We start from the raw sequence: 16808 nt of genomic DNA on the forward strand, positions 1-16808 counted from the left end.
TTAAAAAATTTTTTAGACAATCTATATTTTATCAAGTATAATGGATAATGTAAAGGTCATTTTAAATAAAAACAAGAAAAAGAGGAAAAATGATGCATTTTAATCAGTATAGTTACAGTAAGACAGCGCCTGAGCAAATGAAAGAGGAGTTGTCCCAGCTGGGCTTTTCTTTTGATCCGCAACAGCCGAATAAGAAAAATTTTGAACATTTTCTGCGTCGCTGTTTCTTTCTCTATCAGAATACCGATTACCTGCTCCAAGCCTGGGCTGCAGATAGCGAAACAGACCTGCTGAGCTTCTTCCAGTCTGATCAAGAACTGACGGCTGAGGTCTTCTACATGACTGCCTTTCAACTCCTAGACCTTGTGCCTTTTATGGATTTCACCGATCTTGAGAAATTCCGGACGGAAAGCAACTTCCCTATCGTTTACGGCGATCTATTGGAAAACCTCTACCAGCTGCTCAACACTCGAACCAAAAACGGCAATCTGCTGGTTGATAAGCTAGTCAGCGAGGGTTTGATCCCCGAGGACAATACCCACCACTACTTCAACGGCAAGAGTCTGGCAACTTTTACCAGCCATGATGCCATCCGCGAGGTGGTCTATGTAGAAAGCCGAGTTGATACCGATGGAGACGGCCTGCCAGATTTGGTCAAGGTCAGCATTATCCGCCCCCGCTATCAAGGGCAAGTCCCAGCTGTCATGACAGCTTCTCCTTATCATCAAGGGACCAATGACCCGGCCAGCGACAAGGCTCTCCACAATATGAATGTAGACTTAGCAAAAAAAGAGCCCCATCAAATCACAGTACAAGAGCCTGAGCTCAAATTGCTCCAGCTGGATTCGCCGGATTCTGCCCAAGAAGTCTCTGAAGCCGAGGAAAAACTAGATCATATCGGCACCTACACGCTCAATGACTACTTGCTGCCTCGCGGCTTTGCCAATCTCTACGTGTCTGGAGTGGGAACCAAGGACTCTGAAGGTTTGATGACCAGCGGCGACTATCAGCAGATCGAGGCCTATAAGAATGTTATTGATTGGCTTAATGGCCGCTGCCGAGCCTTTACTGACCACACGCGCCAGCGGGAAATCAAGGCCACTTGGTCCAACGGCAAAGTCGCAACGACCGGCATTTCCTATCTGGGCACCATGTCCAATGGATTGGCTACAGCTGGTGTAGATGGACTGGAGGTCATCATTGCCGAAGCTGGTATTTCTTCTTGGTACAACTACTACCGCGAAAACGGCCTAGTCACCAGTCCCGGTGGCTACCCAGGAGAGGATTTTGAATCTCTGACCGAACTGACCTACTCCCGCAACCTGAGGGCTGGTGACTACCTACGCCACAACGACGCTTATCAGCAAAGTCTAGAGCAACAGCACAAGGACCTAGACCGACAAACTGGAGATTACAATCAATTTTGGCATGACCGCAACTACCTGATCCATGCAGATAAAGTCAAGGCCGAAGTCGTCTTCACCCACGGCTCTCAGGACTGGAATGTTAAGCCCCTCCATGTCTATAATATGTTCCGAGCTCTGCCATCTCACATCAGAAAACATCTCTTCTTCCACAACGGTGCCCATGTTTACATGAATAACTGGCAGTCCATTGACTTCCGCGAAGCCATGAATGCTCTTTTATCTAAAAAATTACTTGGGCATGCTTCAGACTTTGAACTACCACCAGTCATCTGGCAGGACAATAGCCAAGCTCAAAACTGGCTAACCTTGGAGGACTTCGGTGGACAAAAGAACTACTCTCATTTCCACCTAGGTAAAGGCTCTCAAGAGATTCAAAACCAATATCCAGAAGAAGACTATAATCGTTTTGCTAAAAACTACCAAACCTTTAAAAATGAGCTTTTTGAAAGCAAGGTCAATCAGATTACTCTAGACTGGACCTTGGAAAAGGACCTCTTCCTCAACGGAGCAAGCCAACTCAATCTTCGCCTCAAATCCAGCACCGATAAGGGACTGATTTCTGCTCAATTACTGGACTTCGGACCAGCTAAACGCCTTACTCCGATTCCCACACCGATTGAGCCTAGAGTCATGGACAACGGCCGCTACTATATGCTGGACAATCTGGTTGAACTCCCCCATACTGAAACGCCTCACCGTGTCATTACCAAAGGCTTTCTCAACCTGCAAAATCGGACAAACCTACTGACTGTCGAAGAGATCATCCCTGACCAATGGATGGAATGTTCCTTCGAGCTACAGCCAACCATCTACAAGATGAAAAAAGGCGACCAGCTCCGCCTCGTCCTCTACACCACTGACTTCGAGCATACCGTTCGCGATAAAACCGACTATCAGCTGACCGTTGATTTAGATAAGTCTAGCTTAGAATTGCCAAATATGGTAGAATAATAGTTGAATTTAAATACTGAGGAGAATTTCTATTATGATGAATATGCAATCCATGATGAAGCAAGCTCAAAAGCTTCAGAAGCAAATGGAAAAAGGCCAAGAAGAGCTGGCTGCGACAGAATTTACTGGCAAATCTGCCCAAGATTTAGTTGCAGCGACTTTAACTGGCGATAAAAAAGTTGTAAAATTGGAATTTCAAGAAGCAGTTGTCGATCCAGAGGATTTGGAAACTTTATCAGATATGACCATTCAGGCCATCAACAGCGCTCTTGAGCAGATTGATGAAGCAACCAAAAAGAAATTGGGAGCATTTGCAGGAAAATTACCATTCTAACTTTGGCTAATAAACTTATTCACCAGCTATAAAGAAAACTCTAGGCAGAAATTTTACACTGCTTAGAGTTTTTTTGTGACTTCATTTGTCTTTATTGTATCAGCTATATTCTAGCATGATTGCTAAAATCAGCATTTTTTATGTAAAATTAAATAAATCTACTGCTTTATTCATGAGGAGGATGGCATACTCTGGATTATCTCTCAGTCTTTTGATTGAATTTTGAACCAGTTCTAAATCATCTGTGATAATCCCATCAACTCCTAGCCGGAAGGACTTGGCCACTGCATCCTCGCTATTAATCGTCCAATCATACAAGAGTTTGTCCGAAGTCCAAAGTTTAAAAACGAAGTTTTCATCTAAGGTTGAATACTCCATGGTGTAGCCTGAGGCCTTTGTCCTTGGGAAAATCGTATTATAAGGTAGGATGAAAAAGGTTGGGATTGACGCATCATATTTACGCACCTTATCAATCACGCGATAGTCTAAGGACTGGAGCTGATGCCCGTAAATTTTAATCTTGGCTCCATAACGAGTCATGAAGCGCTCCATCATATCCTCAGAATCTAAATGACTGGTCTTAATTTCAATCAAAAGCCTTTGTCCTAATTGATTGGCTCGCTCCAAATAGCTATCAAAACTGGAAATTTTTGCTGAATAGCCATTTTCAAAAATGTCTAAAGAAGTAAGCTCATCCAAAGTCAGCTCTTGTGGCTTGGCATTGACACCAGCCAGCTGGCGCAAATTGGCATCGTGCATCATGACAAATTGACCATCCTTGGTTTCTTGCACATCCATTTCAATATAATCTGGTTTGAGAAGGGCAGTTTTTTCTAGTGATTCAACCGTATTCTGGACGCCATTGGCTTGGGAAACTCCTCGATGAGAAATCGTAAGCGGGATGTTTTCCAGCGGGAAATTTAAATAGACAAAGCTTTCAATCGCAAATACAGCACTGGTGGACAACAGTACAAACCAACGCATTAGGGGCAACCCTTTTCTATGTTGGTATTCCGCGAAAGAACTATCTGTCAAAAAGGCAATAAATTTAAGCAGGAAATAGGCCAACATGAAGTAATAAGCCAGCTTAATCAAAACATAATTGACCATGGCACTGGCAAAAGAGATGGCATTCGACTGGCTATCGGCATATTGCTGAATCACTAAAATTGGGACAGTGATGAGAAGAAATAGTAAAAAACTTTTAATGAGCAGCCAAAAGAGACTCCAAGAATAATAAAGGACTCGTTTTTGGGTTTTCTGCAAACTGTAGCGAATGGCCTCTCGTAAAGGGACATGCTCAAAAAATAACTGAGGCAGAGCAAACATGAGCCGAACGGCTGCCAAATATATGAGAATACCAAGAACTGAAATCAAACCCTTCATCCAAACTGTATTCTGCAAATAGGTGACAATAAACTCCGGAATTAGAATTTTATTAAGATAATAAATCTTTAGGATATGGCGCAAAAAGGGAAAGAGAAATCCTGCATAAAGCGCTATAAACAGAATCTTACTGGGACGAGCATATTTAATCAAACTCCAACTATCTTTGAAAGTTTGCTTGATAAATTGAAAAATGCTTCGCTCCTGCTTGTCTAAAAGATTGCGCACCCCCATAAAAATAAGGCCAATTTGGTAATAAGCTACTAAAAGATTGGCCACAAATAGACCCACAAATCCTAAAGAAACCAGCCAATCAGAAGTTAAAACTCCCAGAGCATTATTATAAGAAAAAAAGAGGTAACCTGTCTGCTTGAGTAAGGTCTCAGCTGAAAATGAATTAAAAGGGATCCATGCGTATTCCATCAGCATAAAATCCAAAAAGAAGAGCACCAATAATTTATCAAGGTTCCGATAAAGTCTTAAAATTCCTAATCTTTGTGATTTCATTTCTTTTCCTTTATTATTTTTTAGAAGTGTAGATAGTCTGGACCAGCCAACATCATACTTGGTCTGGAGGGCTGCCTGGCTGAGTTAAGGAAAAATCTGGCGGTCACAAAATGGCTCCAGCAAATCAATACTTGCTGTTTTTCCCTCTTGATTCTGATCCTTTTTTCACAAATAAATCTCAGCCTGTTCAACTGAGATTTTCTTTATTATCTTCCAAATAAACGGGCGAAGAAACCTTTGCTCTCTTGCTCCTGCACCTTCTCCTTGGCTTCATCCAGCTCCAAGAGGAGGGTTTCACGCTCACTCATAGCCTTGGCCGTCAGCTGCTGCTGCTGGTCCAGCTGTTTGTCTTTTTCTGCAATCTGCACATCCTTGATACGGAGCTGCTCGTCTTTTTTAGCCAGCTGGCTATCTTTGGCCTTGAGTTGTTCATAAAGACGCAAAATCTCAGCATTTTTCTCATCCACTAAAATTTCCATCAGCTCGCGCTGCTTGACTTCTTCACTGACCGGCTCGTCTTCAAAAATCGTCTTTTTGTAAATTTCTTCTAACTTAATCAGGCCACTGCGAGTCACAACTGTGACTCCTTTTTCATTTTTTTCTGTATCCTCCGGCGGCAAGGCCTTGACACGGTTATTGATTGCCTGACGGCTGATTCCTAAGATCTCGGCCAGCTCGCTGACTGTCTTTTCAATTGCCATAATTTCCTCTGAAACTTTTTCTAGATATAGTTACCTAAATCTTATCATATCAAGGCTTAACTGTCAAATAGAGTAAAAGTGAAGCGATCAATCTGCTCCACTTTCCCAATTTCCTATAGTTCAACTTGAAAGATTTCCAAGCTCTGTAATTCTTCTTTGGTCAAGCGCCGCCATTGACCTAGCTCTAGACTTTCATTTAGCTGCAAAGGCCCCATGGATAAGCGCTGGAGGTCGGTGACTTCCTTCCCACAAGCTAAAACCATGCGCTTCACCTGGTGAAACTTACCTTCTGAAAGGGTAATCTGCACCCGACTGGTCTCAGTTGTTTCATCCGCTTCTAAGATTTTTAGCTGGGCTGGCTGACAGGTAAAGTCTTTGAGTTCGATGCCGCTCTCAAAACGCTCAATATCCGCCTGATCCATCAGACCAGCAACCTGAGCCTGATAAAGCTTAGGCACATGACGCTTGGGTGACAGCATAGCGTGCGATAATGGGCCGTTATTGGTTAGAAGCAGGAGTCCATGCGTGTCTATATCCAGTCGCCCAACAGGGAAGACTTCCTTTTGACGGGCAGTATCATCAAGCAAATCCAGAACCGTTCGATGCTGGTCATCCGTCGTGGCTGAAATGACTCCTTTGGGCTTGTTTAAAAGGTAATAAACAAATTTTTCATATTTTAATTCCTGACCATCCACCATAATCTGGTCAGACTGTTCATCAATCTGAGTCTTGGCTGATGTTACTACTGCGCCATTGACCCAAACTTGACGCTTTTTCAACAGTTGTTTGACTTGACTGCGCGAGCCAAGGCCGCTTTCGACTAAAAATTTATCCAGACGCATCTTTTCCTCCTAAACGGCCGTTTTCTTGACGATACTAAAGGCCAACACTGCTATCAAAACCATCAGCGCTCCCAAGATACCGAAGATAAAAGAGGCCTGACTTGAGAAATTGCCAATCAAACTCAACACGAAGGTTGTAGAAGTGGCTCCGCTACTGCAGCCCAGAATCGCAATCGAAGTTGCTTGATTGAGGGACTTGCTGGGAATCCTCTCAAAAAGAATATGGAAAATTGCTATCAGACTGATATTATAGGCAAAGCCGGCAGCAATGGTAGTCATGCTCAACAGAAACAGATTGGGTGCAAGACCAATCATGATAAGAGTCAGACCGAACACCGCTCCTGCAAGAGTCAGCAAATTTTCCTTAAAATGATGCAGCAGGGGTGAAAAAGATAGGCCTGCTACAATCCCGATTAACTGCATGGCTGAGAGAATCAGACCAGCTGTCTGAACACTTCCCATACCAGAATTTTCAACAATTCCAGGCACGCGCAGATTGATCACGACATTGCTCAAAACGATCACAGCCGCCACAAATGCCAGACCGATTGTCAAAAACCACTGTGAAGCTGTCAAACGTCTTCCTGCCTGATGAGTCTTGTGCTGCTTTTCCTCCTTGCCATAGGGGACAAAGAGCAAATAGAGTGCCAAAACAATCAGACCTGACGCATAGACCAAGAAAGCGACTTCCCAGCCAAAGCGAAGCAGCTGGCTGACCCCCAGTGTCAACAACGCTGTTCCAACAACTTCTGCCGAACCGCGCAAACCCAAAGTCTGAATCCGTTCCTTACCTCTATAACGCTCACTAATGATTGAAATCGCTTTGGCATTAAGCAGACCAACTCCCATACCAAAGATGAAACGCGAGGCAAAAATCACCCAATAATTCTGATTTAAGAGGGGAACAAAACCGCAGAGAGAAAAAATCAGGAGCCCCGTCACAATCATCTGTCGCTCGGATAAATATTTCTCAACTCGGCCGTTTAAGAGCAGCATCAGCATAATGCCGGCCGAAGGCAGAGAAACAAGCAATTCCACCCAGCTCTCTGGCAGGTCTTTATAGAAGGCAAACATAGCTGATTGAGCACTGGAAACCGAAAATGCTGTAGTCAAAACTAAAGAAAGTGAGAGGATACTCACTTTTTCCATAAACTTTTTCATTCTATTTTCCTTTAAAAATCACACTCCTTTTATCATACAGTTTTTTAGAAAAAGACGCAATCATCTTTTCTTAAAAAATCGGAAATCCGTCCACCTGTCTCTATTAACGCTACACTGACCACAATAAAAAGGTAGCACCTTCCTTTATTTCTTCTTCAATTTGTGTTATGATGAAGAGTAGAAAAAGGAGAGAATCATGTCTGTTATTGAAAAAACATCTGTTATTGATAAATTAACCAAAGCAGCTCATTTGATTGATATGAGCGATATTATCCGCGAAGGCAACCCGACCCTGCGTGCGGTGGCCGAGGAAGTCCGCTTCCCTCTGTCAGACCAGGAAATCATTCTGGGTGAGAAAATGATGCAATTTCTGAAACATTCTCAGGATCCAGTCATGGCTGAAAAGATGGGCTTGCGTGGCGGTGTTGGTCTAGCAGCTCCCCAGCTGGATATTTCCAAGCGGATTATCGCTGTTTTAGTCCCCAATCCAGAAGACGAGGAAGGCAATCCACCGAAAGAAGCTTATTCATTGGCTCAAGTCATGTACAATCCCAAAGTTGTTGCCCACTCTGTGCAAGACGCTGCTCTAGCTGATGGCGAAGGCTGCCTGTCCGTTGACCGAGAAGTGCCAGGCTATGTCGTGCGTCATGCACGGGTGACCGTGGATTACTTTGACAAGGACGGTCAAAAACACCGTATCAAACTCAAAGGCTACAACTCAATCGTGGTCCAACACGAAATTGACCACACCAACGGCATTATGTTCTACGACCGCATTAATGAAAAAGATCCATTTGCAGTGCAAGATGGCATGTTGGTGCTGGAATAAAGAACTCACATATATCAAACAAAAATACCTAGACGCCTTTACGTCTAGGTATTTTCTTTTCCTCTATTCTACGTGCCTCGATCCCAGAAAAGAGCCAAAAGGATCACAGCGCCCAGCACTGATGGAAAGATAGCTGTGTCCGCTAACATCGGTCCCCAGTGGCCAAAAAGCAATTGCCCAAGCCATGAACCAAACCAGCCCAAGAGGATTTTTCCGATACAGCCCATACGCTCCCCACGGCTAGTGATAGCCCCAGCGATGAGGCCGATAACAAAGCCAACAAACATACTACCAATCATATAGGATCCTTCTTTCTACGTTTCTAGCAATACTTCTCAAGAAGCAGGCGGGAGCTGGCAGATTAAAAGTGCCATCTAAAGCAGCTTGAAATCTTAGATTGCCCAGTCTCCATTGCGGAAGATTGGCACACGGCTGCCGTCTTCACGGATACCGTCAATATCCATCTGGTTAGAGCCAATCATAAAGTCCACATGGACATCCGAGCGGTTGAGACCTGCTGCTTCTAGCTCTTCTTCAGATAAATTCTCTCCGCCGACTACACTAGTCGCATAGGCTGCACCAATAGCCAAGTGGTTAGAAGCATTTTCATCAAAAAGAGTGTTAAAGAAAGTAATGCCTGACTGAGAAATCGGGCTTGGATCGGGTACAAGAGCTACTTCACCCAAGGCACGCGCACCAGCGTTTTCAAAGACAAGATCCTTCATAACTTGGTCGCCCTTTTCAGCAGTAATATCCACAATCTGGCCATCCTTGAAGGTCACCTTGATGCCCTCGATAATGTTGCCATTGTAGCTGAGAGGCTTGGTGCTGGTCACATAGCCATCAGCTCGACGGAAGTCTGGTGCTGAGAAGACCTCTTCTGTCGGCATGTTGGCGATGAAATACTCACCCTGAGCATTAAGACTGCCAGCAGACTCCCAGTGATGGTTCTTAGGCATGCCCAGTATCAAGTCTGTGCCTGGTGCTGTGTAGTGTAAGGCAGTGAATTGCTCCTCATTCAAGATCTTAGCTTTTGAACCAAGCTTTTCTTCATGGGCCTTCCAAGCTGCAACTGGATCATCCTCATAGACACGGCAGGTTTTAAAAATCTGATCCCAGAGCAAATCTACCGCTTCCTCATCGCTGGCTGCATTTGGGAAGACCTTCTTAGCCCACTCTGTACCGGCTGCAGCAGCGACTGTCCAGCTAACCTTATTGGATTGGGTTGCGATCCGCATCGGCTTCATGGCCAGTCCCATAGCTTTAGCAGAAGCCGATAATTTCTCAGCGTCCACGCCGTTCAAAGCCCCCGGATCAGATGAACGCACGCCCAAGCGGCTGGCTTTCTTTTCAAGGAGATAGTTCATCTCAGCCACCTTATAGTCAGGGACATTGTCCAGACGGTCCATCGGCGCATGGAGGAACTTCTCCCGCGTACTCAAATCATCTGCCCACTGGACAATGACTTCGTGAGCCCCCAAAGCATAGGCCTCCTTGACAATCAAGTGTGCCAGCTCACGCTGCTCCACATCAATATTGAGCGCCACTGTGTGACCCGGCTGCACATTGATACCATTGGCAACCAATAGTTTAGCATATTTTTCTAAGTTTTCTTTAAAATTTGGCAGAACCATTCTGCTTCTCCTTTTCTTTTGTTATTTCTCTTTAAACAAGGACAGCAAGCTAACCGCTGCCACCGTACCGCAAATCAAGGCGGTCAGTTTCAAAATCGTATCTGGATCTAGGTCCAGCTGGTAATCAAAAATCTTTTGCGCTGGCTTATCCTGAGCGGAAATGGTCAATTTCATAAAAACCTCTTTCTATATTTTAGAAAAACTCATCAAACAGACTCAACTGGTTATCCTCAGGCATATTACCTAGAATGCCCATGTCGTCCATTTTTTCGACTAGGGTACTAGAGAGGCCGCCGCGTTTGCGGAGCTCTGTCTTGGAGAGAAATTCGCCTTCTTCCCGCGCTCTAACCACTTGGCGGGCAACGTTGTCACCCAGACCGTCCATAGCAGAGAAAGGAGGGATAAGGGTATCTCCTTCGATGAGAAATTCGGTCGCATGGCTCTTATAAAGATCCAGCTTCCCGAACTTGAAGCCCCGCTCCAGCATTTCATTGACGATTTCCAGAGTCGTATAAAGGTCGATTTCCACATTGGAGGCCTCGTTATTCTTGCGCTTGTCAGCGATTTCACTCATCCGGCGCTTGACGGCATCAAGTCCGCCACTCATGGTCTTGATGTCAAAGGCCTTGGCTCGGATAGAGAAGTAAGCACAGTAGTAATAAAGCGGATGATGCACCTTGAAGTAGGCCACCCGCAGGGCCATCATAACGTAGGCTGCCGCATGGGCCTTGGGGAACATGTACTTGATCTTTCCGCAGGACTCAATGTACCACTCTGGCACATTGTTTTCCTTCATGGCTGCAATATAGCCGTTACGCTCTTCTTCAGAAATCTTTAGCCAGAGGCCCTTCCGCACGCGCTCCATGATCGTAAAGGCCATCTTAGGATCCAAGCCCTTGTGCATGAGGTAAACCATGATGTCGTCCCGACAGCCGATAACGGTGGACAGGTCGGCAATCCCTTGCTTGATCAAGTCTTGAGCATTACCTAGCCAAACGTCCGTACCATGAGAGAGACCAGATAGCTGTAAGAGCTCCGCAAAGGTCGTCGGATGGGTCTCATCAACCATTCCCCGTACAAAATTGGTCCCAAACTCCGGAATTCCTAGCATACCAGTCGGCGTGCCGATTTGCTCCTCAGTCACACCCAAAATGTCTGTTCCAGAAAAGAGGGCCATGACACCAGCATCATCCATAGGAATGTCATTTGGATCAATGCCAGATAAGTCCTGAAGCTTCCGAATCATGGTCGGATCATCGTGTCCCAGAACGTCTAGCTTGAGGACATTTTCATCGATATCATGGAAGTTAAAGTGGGTGGTCTGCCACTCGGCTGTCACATCGTCAGCTGGATATTGGACCGGTGTAAAGTCATAAACATCCATGTAGTTAGGGATAACAACGATTCCACCCGGGTGTTGTCCAGTCGTCCGCTTGACTCCAGCAGCTCCCTGCGCCAGACGCTCAACTTCTGCGTCCCGGTAGAACTTCCCGTAGTCGCGCTCGTAGCCCTTGACAAATCCATAAGCCGTCTTAGCCGCAACGGTACCAACTGTACCAGCCCGAAAGGCATACTCCGCACCAAAGATATCCCGCACGTCCAAGTGGGCGCTCGGCTGATCCTCTCCAGAGAAGTTCAAGTCAATATCGGGTACCTTGTCCCCGTCAAATCCAAGGAAGGTCTCAAATGGAATATCCTGACCGTTCTTGCTCAGCTTGTGACCGCACTTTGGACAATCCTTATCCGGCATATCAAAGCCAGAACCATAGGAGCCATCCGTGATGAACTCGCTGTATTGGCATTTGTCACAGACATAGTGGGGAGACAAAGGATTAACCTCGGTAATTCCAATCATGGTCGCGACAAAGCTGGATCCGACAGACCCCCGTGAGCCTACCAGATAGCCCCGTTCATTGGAGCGTTGGACCAGCATCTGCGATGCCAGATAAATCACGGCAAAACCATTCCCCAAGATGGAGGTCAGCTCTTTTTCGATCCGCAAGTCTACGATATCTGGTAGCGGATTGCCATAAATCTCAAAGGCTTTTTGATAGGTCAGCTCGGCAACTGTCTCCTCAGCCTTGTCAATGAAAGGCGTATAGAGGTCGCCCTTGACCACCTCTACCGGCTCAAAGGTCTCCGCCAGCTGATTTGGATTGGTGATGACCAACTTCTTAGCCAAGTCCTCCCCCAAGAAGGCAAATTCGTCCAGCATTTCATTGGTGGTTCGGAAGTGAGCCTTAGGAAGCGGAGCCGGCTGGGCATTTTCACCGTGACCAATGGTCCGGTTAATCATAGCTCCCTGACCTAGACTCCGGACGATAATCTCGCGATAGATTTCTTCTTCCGGCTCAATATAGTGGACGTTCCCCGTCGCAAGGACAGGCTTGCCCAAGCGATCTCCGACCTCAATCAGATTACGAATAATGGTCTGCAGTTCTTCCTGGTCCTTGATCTGCTCCTTGGCAATCAGCGGTTCATAGATAGCTGGCGGCATGACCTCGATAAAGTCATAATACTTGGCTACTTCGACAGCCGCATCCACCCCCTGAGAGACAACAGCATCATAGACTTCGCCTTCTGAGCAGGCTGAGCCCAGAATCAGGCCTTCACGATGGGCATCCAGCACGGTCCGTGGAATTCGCGGGACACCTTCAAAATACTTGGTATTGGACAGACTGACTAACTTGAAAATATTCTTTAGTCCCGTCTGATTTTTCACATAAATGGTCGCATGCTTGACCCGAGCCTTCTTGTAGGAATTCTCATCGACCAGATCCGTATTGAGATCCTTGAGATTGGTCACACCATGCTTTTCAGCCACATCCTTGATAAAGATAAAGAGGAGGCGGCCCGTCGCTTCCGCGTCATAGTTGGCCATGTGATGATGCTCCAGAGCAATCTGGAAACGCTTGGTCAAAGGCCCCAGACCATGACGCTTGTATTCTGGATAGAGGTTGCGGGCAAATTCCAGCGTGTCAATGACCGGCTGAGTAATTTTTTGCAGGCCATGACGCTCATAGTTGACACTCATAAAGCCCACGTCAAACGTGGCATTATGGGCAACGAGGACACTGTCCTTGCAAAATTCTTGAAATTCTTTCAGCACTTGCTCAAGTGGTTTGGCATTGCGGACATGCTCATCTGTTATCCCGGTCAAGTCTGTCGTAAAGGCCGACAGAGGATGACCGGGATTGATAAACTCATCAAACTCTGCGATGATATTGCCCTTGTGCATCTTGCTGGCCGCAACCTGAATCAAGTCATTATAGACCGCCGAAAGCCCTGTTGTTTCCACGTCAAAGACCACATAGGTCGCATCGCTCAGCGCCATGTCCACTTCATTGTAGACGATGGGCACTCGGTCTTCTACAATATTGGCCTCCATACCGTAAATCAGCTGAATACCAGCTTTCTTGGCAGCCTTGTAGCCATGGGGAAAGCTCTGCACATTGCCATGGTCAGTAATGGCGACAGCCTTGTGGCCCCACTTGGCTGCCGTTGCAATGATTTCCTCGACCTCAGGAAGGGCGTCCATAGTAGACATATTGGTATGGGCGTGAAACTCGACTCGTTTCTGCCCCTCAGGCATCAAGTCCTTGCGCTCATAGTGGGTAACGGCCTGCACATCCTGCACATTCATGGTCAGGTCGCGGGTGAAGTTGTTCATCTCCACATTTCCCCGCACGCGCAGCCAAGCACCTTTCTTAATCATGTCAAACTTCTTGGCTTCTTCTTCGTTTTTCATCCATTTCTGCAAAGAGAAGCTGGAAGTATAGTCTGTCATCTTGAAATTGAGCAAGACCCGGCCGGTCCGAGTGACCTTCTGCTCTAGATCAAAGACCATTCCCTCGAAGACCAGACGGTTTTCCTCAGTCTGAACTTCGATCATAGGGGTAATCTCTGCCTTATCTAGATTTGGCTTTGCTGCAGCCTTACGAGCTTGGAAGTCGTAGGTCGGCTTTTCCTCTGGCGGCGGTGCCATCTGCTGGAGAGATTCCATGGCTTTGAGCGCCTCTTCATTAGCCGCCTGAATAATCTTGTCATTCTCCGCTTGGAAATTCTCGGCTTGCTGCTGGGTCAGCTCATCGCTATGCTGGACCTGACAGGTCAGATGAGGAAAGCCGTACTTGACCAGCTGCTGGCTGAGGTTAGGCAGGTGGTTCTTGCGAAAATGTTCTGTATCAATGGTCGAAGCCCCCTCAATCAGCAGCTTGTGCCCATCCAAATGAACCTGTAAATCCTGATAAAGACTCTTAAAACTATGACTGGCACAAGGTCCCTCCTCAAAGGCCAGCTGGTAATAAGCCTGCAAGAGCTCATCCGATACCTGAGGAGCCTGACAGTGAATTTCAAAAACGGCTTGATTGCCCGTCTTAGAAAACTCTTGAGCTAGGCGCTTCTGCAATTCCCGAAAAATCTCAATGGGCAGAATATTCTCAAAAGAAAAATGAAACTCCCAGACCCGACTGACCTTGTGGACCAGAACCTTCTCAATTTCTGCATTCAAAAAGGCCTCTGAATTTCTCATTTCCAGTGGCATATCCAGCTGATTCATTAAAATTTCAAACTTGTTTGACATGACATTTCCTCGTACAGTAGTGACCCTATTTTACCATAAATCAGCACTTTTTTCGACAGAAAAAGAGTCAGACAAACTTGCCCGCTCTTTGTTCATATTACAAGAAAGCCAAGAGTTTTACCTCAGCACCGCTTCTGCCAGCGCTTTTTGGATAGCAATGACACTTTTATCACTCCGGAAGGTCAGAGTTTCAGCTGGCTCCTCAGCGCTAGAAACCCAGATTTTCAGCTCAGCGTCTAGATCAAAGTGACCAGCCGTTTCCACTGAAAAGCGAGAAATGGAGCGATAAGGATAAGACTTATAAGCTGTTTTCTTGCCTGTCACTCCCTGCTTATCCACCAAGATTAACCGCTTATCTGTAAAGACAATCAAGTCGCGAATGAGGCTAAAAGCTAGTTCCACATTCTCTGTTGATGTCAGAATATCCTCCAATTGTCTTTCCGTTTTTTCAATATCTTTCTGAGAGGCATTGCCTAATAAACCACTGAATAATCCCATCATTTAGTCCTCCAATCTATTTTTTCCTACTATAGCATTTTCAAGACCAATAAGCAAAAGAAAACTGCCAGACAAAACTGGCAGTTGATTTTATTTTGTCAAAATAGACAGAGTTTCCAGCAGGTTGTCCGCATGGACTTCAATGGTATCGCCCGTAGCCTTAATCTTGACTTCGACAATGCTTTCTGCAGCTTTCTTACCAACCGTCACGCGGATTGGTAGTCCAATCAAATCGCTGTCGCTGAACTTGACACCAGCGCGCTCATTGCGATCATCCACCAAGACTTCATAACCAGCATTTAGCAAGTTAGCCTCGATTTGATCAGTCAGAGCCAGAGCTTCCTCGTCCTTGACATTGACTGGAATCAGGTGCACATCAAATGGTGCCAGCTCTTTAGGGAAGTTGATGCCCCAAGCATAGCGGAATTCACCCTTAGGAGTTTTATTGACAAAGAGACGGGCATGCTGCTCCATAACAGCGGACAGGAGACGACTGACGCCGATACCGTAGCAACCCATAATCATCGGTACTGCTCGGCCATTTTCATCCAAGACATTGGCATTCATGCTATCAGAGTAGCGTGTTCCCAGCTTGAAGATATGCCCAATCTCAATCCCACGGGCAAACTTGAGGATACCTTGACCGTCCGGAGACACTTCACCTTCACGAACTTCGCGGATATCCTCATACTCAGGGCTAAAGTCACGGCCTGGATTAACACCAGTCAGGTGGTAGCCATCTTCATTAGCCCCTGCCACAGCATTAGAAAGGTCTTGGACTCTACGGTCTGCGATAATAGTCACATCTTCTGGCAGATTGACTGGGCCTAGTGAGCCAAAGCCTGCGCCCAAGAACTGACGAACTTCCTCTTCACTAGCGACTTCAAAGAAGTCCGCTCCCAGATGATTTTTCAGTTTAACTTCGTTGAGTTGGTCATTGCCGACAAGGAGGGCTACGACAGGCTTTTCATCAGCCATGTAAACCAAGGTCTTGATTGTTTCTTCTGTATCAATTTGTAGGAAAGCCGCCACCTCGTCAATAGTCTTGCAGTCAGGAGTTGCCACACGCGCCAACTCTGCTTCAGCTACTACCTTTTGGCTTGGTTTATAAGCATTCGTCGCCATTTCAAGGTTAGCTGCATAGCTAGACTCGCTAGAGTAAGCAATCGTGTCTTCACCAGAAACCATCCATTTAAGCAATTCTGCCTTGATTTCTTCTTGCACTTCTGCAGGAATCTCATCAAATGACGCAACTGACTTGTCCAAAACGACCCAACGGTCAAGGTCTGTACGAGCAGGCGTGATAGCCATAAATTCCTGACTATCCTTACCACCCATAGCGCCACCGTCACCAATAATGGCTTTGAAATCTAGCTCGCTGCGAGTGAAGATTTTCTCATAAGCAGATTTGTACTCATCATAAGTTACATCCAAACTATCATAGTTAGCGTGAAAGCTATAGCCGTCTTTCATGATAAATTCACGGGTACGAAGAAGGCCATTACGCGGACGCTTTTCATCGCGGTACTTAGGTTGGATTTGATAAAGGTTGAGTGGCAATTGCTTGTAAGACTTAACAGAATCACGGACAATGGAAGTGAAAGTCTCTTCGTGTGTCGGACCCAGGATGAAGTCTGATTTTTCGCGGTTTTTCAGCTTGTAGAGGTCTTCACCGTAGGTTTCATAACGACCTGACTCGCGCCAGAGGTCCGCACTAAGTAGGGCAGGCGCCAGCATTTCAACCGCACCAATCTTATCAAACTCTTCCCGCATGATTTTTTTAGCTTTTTCAATGACACGGTTAGCCAGTGGCAGATAAGAGTAAACTCCCGCAGAAACTTGGCGAACATAGCCAGCCCGCAACATAAGGGCATGGCTGATAACCTGAGCATCGCTTGGCATTTCGCGCAGCGTTGGGATTAGCATTTTACTTTGTTTCATAAAAACAAAACTCCT

The 16808-nt window shown here is 46.0% G+C and carries 13 protein-coding genes; 3 read left to right on the top strand and 10 right to left on the bottom strand.

The annotated features are described in order from the left end of the window. Positions 1 to 92 precede the first annotated feature (92 nt). Both SSIN_RS09795 and SSIN_RS09800 read left to right on the top strand, forming a co-directional pair. Positions 93 to 2378 carry a Xaa-Pro dipeptidyl-peptidase gene (locus SSIN_RS09795; protein ID WP_037618533.1) on the top strand — a complete coding sequence of 762 codons (2286 nt, stop codon included), beginning with the start codon at positions 93 to 95 and terminating at the stop codon, positions 2376 to 2378. A gap of 34 nt (positions 2379 to 2412) precedes the next feature. Continuing rightward, positions 2413 to 2712: a YbaB/EbfC family nucleoid-associated protein gene (locus SSIN_RS09800; RefSeq protein ID WP_037618536.1), complete on the top strand. Its 300-nt coding sequence runs from the start codon at positions 2413 to 2415 to the stop codon at positions 2710 to 2712. Between the two features lie 138 nt (positions 2713 to 2850). Here SSIN_RS09800 and SSIN_RS09805 read toward each other — a convergent pair whose 3' ends face one another. The 4 genes from SSIN_RS09805 to SSIN_RS09820 all read right to left on the bottom strand — a co-directional run bounded on the left by SSIN_RS09805 (position 2851) and on the right by SSIN_RS09820 (position 7309). After that, positions 2851 to 4605, bottom strand: a complete 1755-nt coding sequence (locus SSIN_RS09805) for a glycerophosphoryl diester phosphodiesterase membrane domain-containing protein (protein WP_037618540.1) — start codon at positions 4603 to 4605, stop codon at positions 2851 to 2853. A gap of 206 nt (positions 4606 to 4811) precedes the next feature. Then, positions 4812 to 5306 carry a DUF536 domain-containing protein gene (locus tag SSIN_RS09810; RefSeq protein WP_037618543.1) on the bottom strand — a complete coding sequence of 165 codons (495 nt, stop codon included), beginning with the start codon at positions 5304 to 5306 and terminating at the stop codon, positions 4812 to 4814. A 113-nt stretch (positions 5307 to 5419) separates the two neighbouring features. After that, positions 5420 to 6148 carry a pseudouridine synthase gene (locus SSIN_RS09815; protein WP_037618545.1) on the bottom strand — a complete coding sequence of 243 codons (729 nt, stop codon included), beginning with the start codon at positions 6146 to 6148 and terminating at the stop codon, positions 5420 to 5422. 9 nt (positions 6149 to 6157) lie between these two features. After that, on the bottom strand, positions 6158 to 7309 hold the full coding sequence (locus SSIN_RS09820; RefSeq protein WP_037618548.1) for an MFS transporter: 1152 nt from the start codon (positions 7307 to 7309) through the stop codon (positions 6158 to 6160). Positions 7310 to 7505: 196 nt separating this feature from the next. On the opposite strand from SSIN_RS09820, the gene def reads away from it, so the two are divergent. Further along, entirely contained in the window at positions 7506 to 8138 is a 633-nt protein-coding gene (gene def / locus SSIN_RS09825) for a peptide deformylase (protein WP_037618550.1), read from the top strand. Positions 8139 to 8206: 68 nt separating this feature from the next. Here def and SSIN_RS09830 read toward each other — a convergent pair whose 3' ends face one another. The 6 genes from SSIN_RS09830 to SSIN_RS09855 all read right to left on the bottom strand — a co-directional run bounded on the left by SSIN_RS09830 (position 8207) and on the right by SSIN_RS09855 (position 16793). Continuing rightward, on the bottom strand, positions 8207 to 8437 hold the full coding sequence (locus SSIN_RS09830) for a GlsB/YeaQ/YmgE family stress response membrane protein (RefSeq protein ID WP_037618552.1): 231 nt from the start codon (positions 8435 to 8437) through the stop codon (positions 8207 to 8209). A 93-nt stretch (positions 8438 to 8530) separates the two neighbouring features. Then, the gene (locus tag SSIN_RS09835; protein ID WP_037618554.1) at positions 8531 to 9772 is read right to left on the bottom strand and encodes an aminopeptidase; all 1242 of its coding nucleotides are present in this window, start codon (positions 9770 to 9772) and stop codon (positions 8531 to 8533) included. A 21-nt stretch (positions 9773 to 9793) separates the two neighbouring features. Continuing rightward, positions 9794 to 9946, bottom strand: coding sequence for a hypothetical protein (locus tag SSIN_RS10765; RefSeq protein WP_037618556.1), 153 nt, complete (start codon positions 9944 to 9946; stop codon positions 9794 to 9796). A gap of 19 nt (positions 9947 to 9965) precedes the next feature. After that, a complete protein-coding gene (locus SSIN_RS09845) occupies positions 9966 to 14354 on the bottom strand; it encodes a PolC-type DNA polymerase III (RefSeq protein ID WP_037618557.1) in 4389 nt (1462 codons plus the stop codon). A 117-nt stretch (positions 14355 to 14471) separates the two neighbouring features. Then, the gene (locus SSIN_RS09850) at positions 14472 to 14852 is read right to left on the bottom strand and encodes a PH domain-containing protein (RefSeq protein ID WP_037618588.1); all 381 of its coding nucleotides are present in this window, start codon (positions 14850 to 14852) and stop codon (positions 14472 to 14474) included. A gap of 90 nt (positions 14853 to 14942) precedes the next feature. Beyond that, entirely contained in the window at positions 14943 to 16793 is a 1851-nt protein-coding gene (locus SSIN_RS09855) for a proline--tRNA ligase (RefSeq protein WP_037618559.1), read from the bottom strand. Positions 16794 to 16808: the final 15 nt, after the last annotated feature.

It is taken from the genome of Streptococcus sinensis (assembly GCF_000767835.1).
In the GTDB taxonomy this organism is placed as follows: Bacteria; Bacillota; Bacilli; order Lactobacillales; family Streptococcaceae; genus Streptococcus; species Streptococcus sinensis.

Excerpts from the sequence above, each read along its gene's own strand:
- SSIN_RS09845 (WP_037618557.1), bottom strand. The coding sequence starts at position 14,354 with ATGTCAAACAAGTTTGAAATTTTAATGAATCAGCTGGATATGCCACTG.
- SSIN_RS09820 (WP_037618548.1), bottom strand. The coding sequence starts at position 7,309 with ATGAAAAAGTTTATGGAAAAAGTGAGTATCCTCTCACTTTCTTTAGTT.
- SSIN_RS09835 (WP_037618554.1), bottom strand. The coding sequence starts at position 9,772 with ATGGTTCTGCCAAATTTTAAAGAAAACTTAGAAAAATATGCTAAACTA.
- SSIN_RS10765 (WP_037618556.1), bottom strand. The coding sequence starts at position 9,946 with ATGAAATTGACCATTTCCGCTCAGGATAAGCCAGCGCAAAAGATTTTT.
- SSIN_RS09805 (WP_037618540.1), bottom strand. The coding sequence starts at position 4,605 with ATGAAATCACAAAGATTAGGAATTTTAAGACTTTATCGGAACCTTGAT.
- SSIN_RS09795 (WP_037618533.1), top strand. The coding sequence starts at position 93 with ATGCATTTTAATCAGTATAGTTACAGTAAGACAGCGCCTGAGCAAATG.
- SSIN_RS09850 (WP_037618588.1), bottom strand. The coding sequence starts at position 14,852 with ATGGGATTATTCAGTGGTTTATTAGGCAATGCCTCTCAGAAAGATATT.
- def (WP_037618550.1), top strand. The coding sequence starts at position 7,506 with ATGTCTGTTATTGAAAAAACATCTGTTATTGATAAATTAACCAAAGCA.
- SSIN_RS09855 (WP_037618559.1), bottom strand. The coding sequence starts at position 16,793 with ATGAAACAAAGTAAAATGCTAATCCCAACGCTGCGCGAAATGCCAAGC.
- SSIN_RS09810 (WP_037618543.1), bottom strand. The coding sequence starts at position 5,306 with ATGGCAATTGAAAAGACAGTCAGCGAGCTGGCCGAGATCTTAGGAATC.
- SSIN_RS09800 (WP_037618536.1), top strand. The coding sequence starts at position 2,413 with ATGATGAATATGCAATCCATGATGAAGCAAGCTCAAAAGCTTCAGAAG.
- SSIN_RS09815 (WP_037618545.1), bottom strand. The coding sequence starts at position 6,148 with ATGCGTCTGGATAAATTTTTAGTCGAAAGCGGCCTTGGCTCGCGCAGT.
- SSIN_RS09830 (WP_037618552.1), bottom strand. The coding sequence starts at position 8,437 with ATGATTGGTAGTATGTTTGTTGGCTTTGTTATCGGCCTCATCGCTGGG.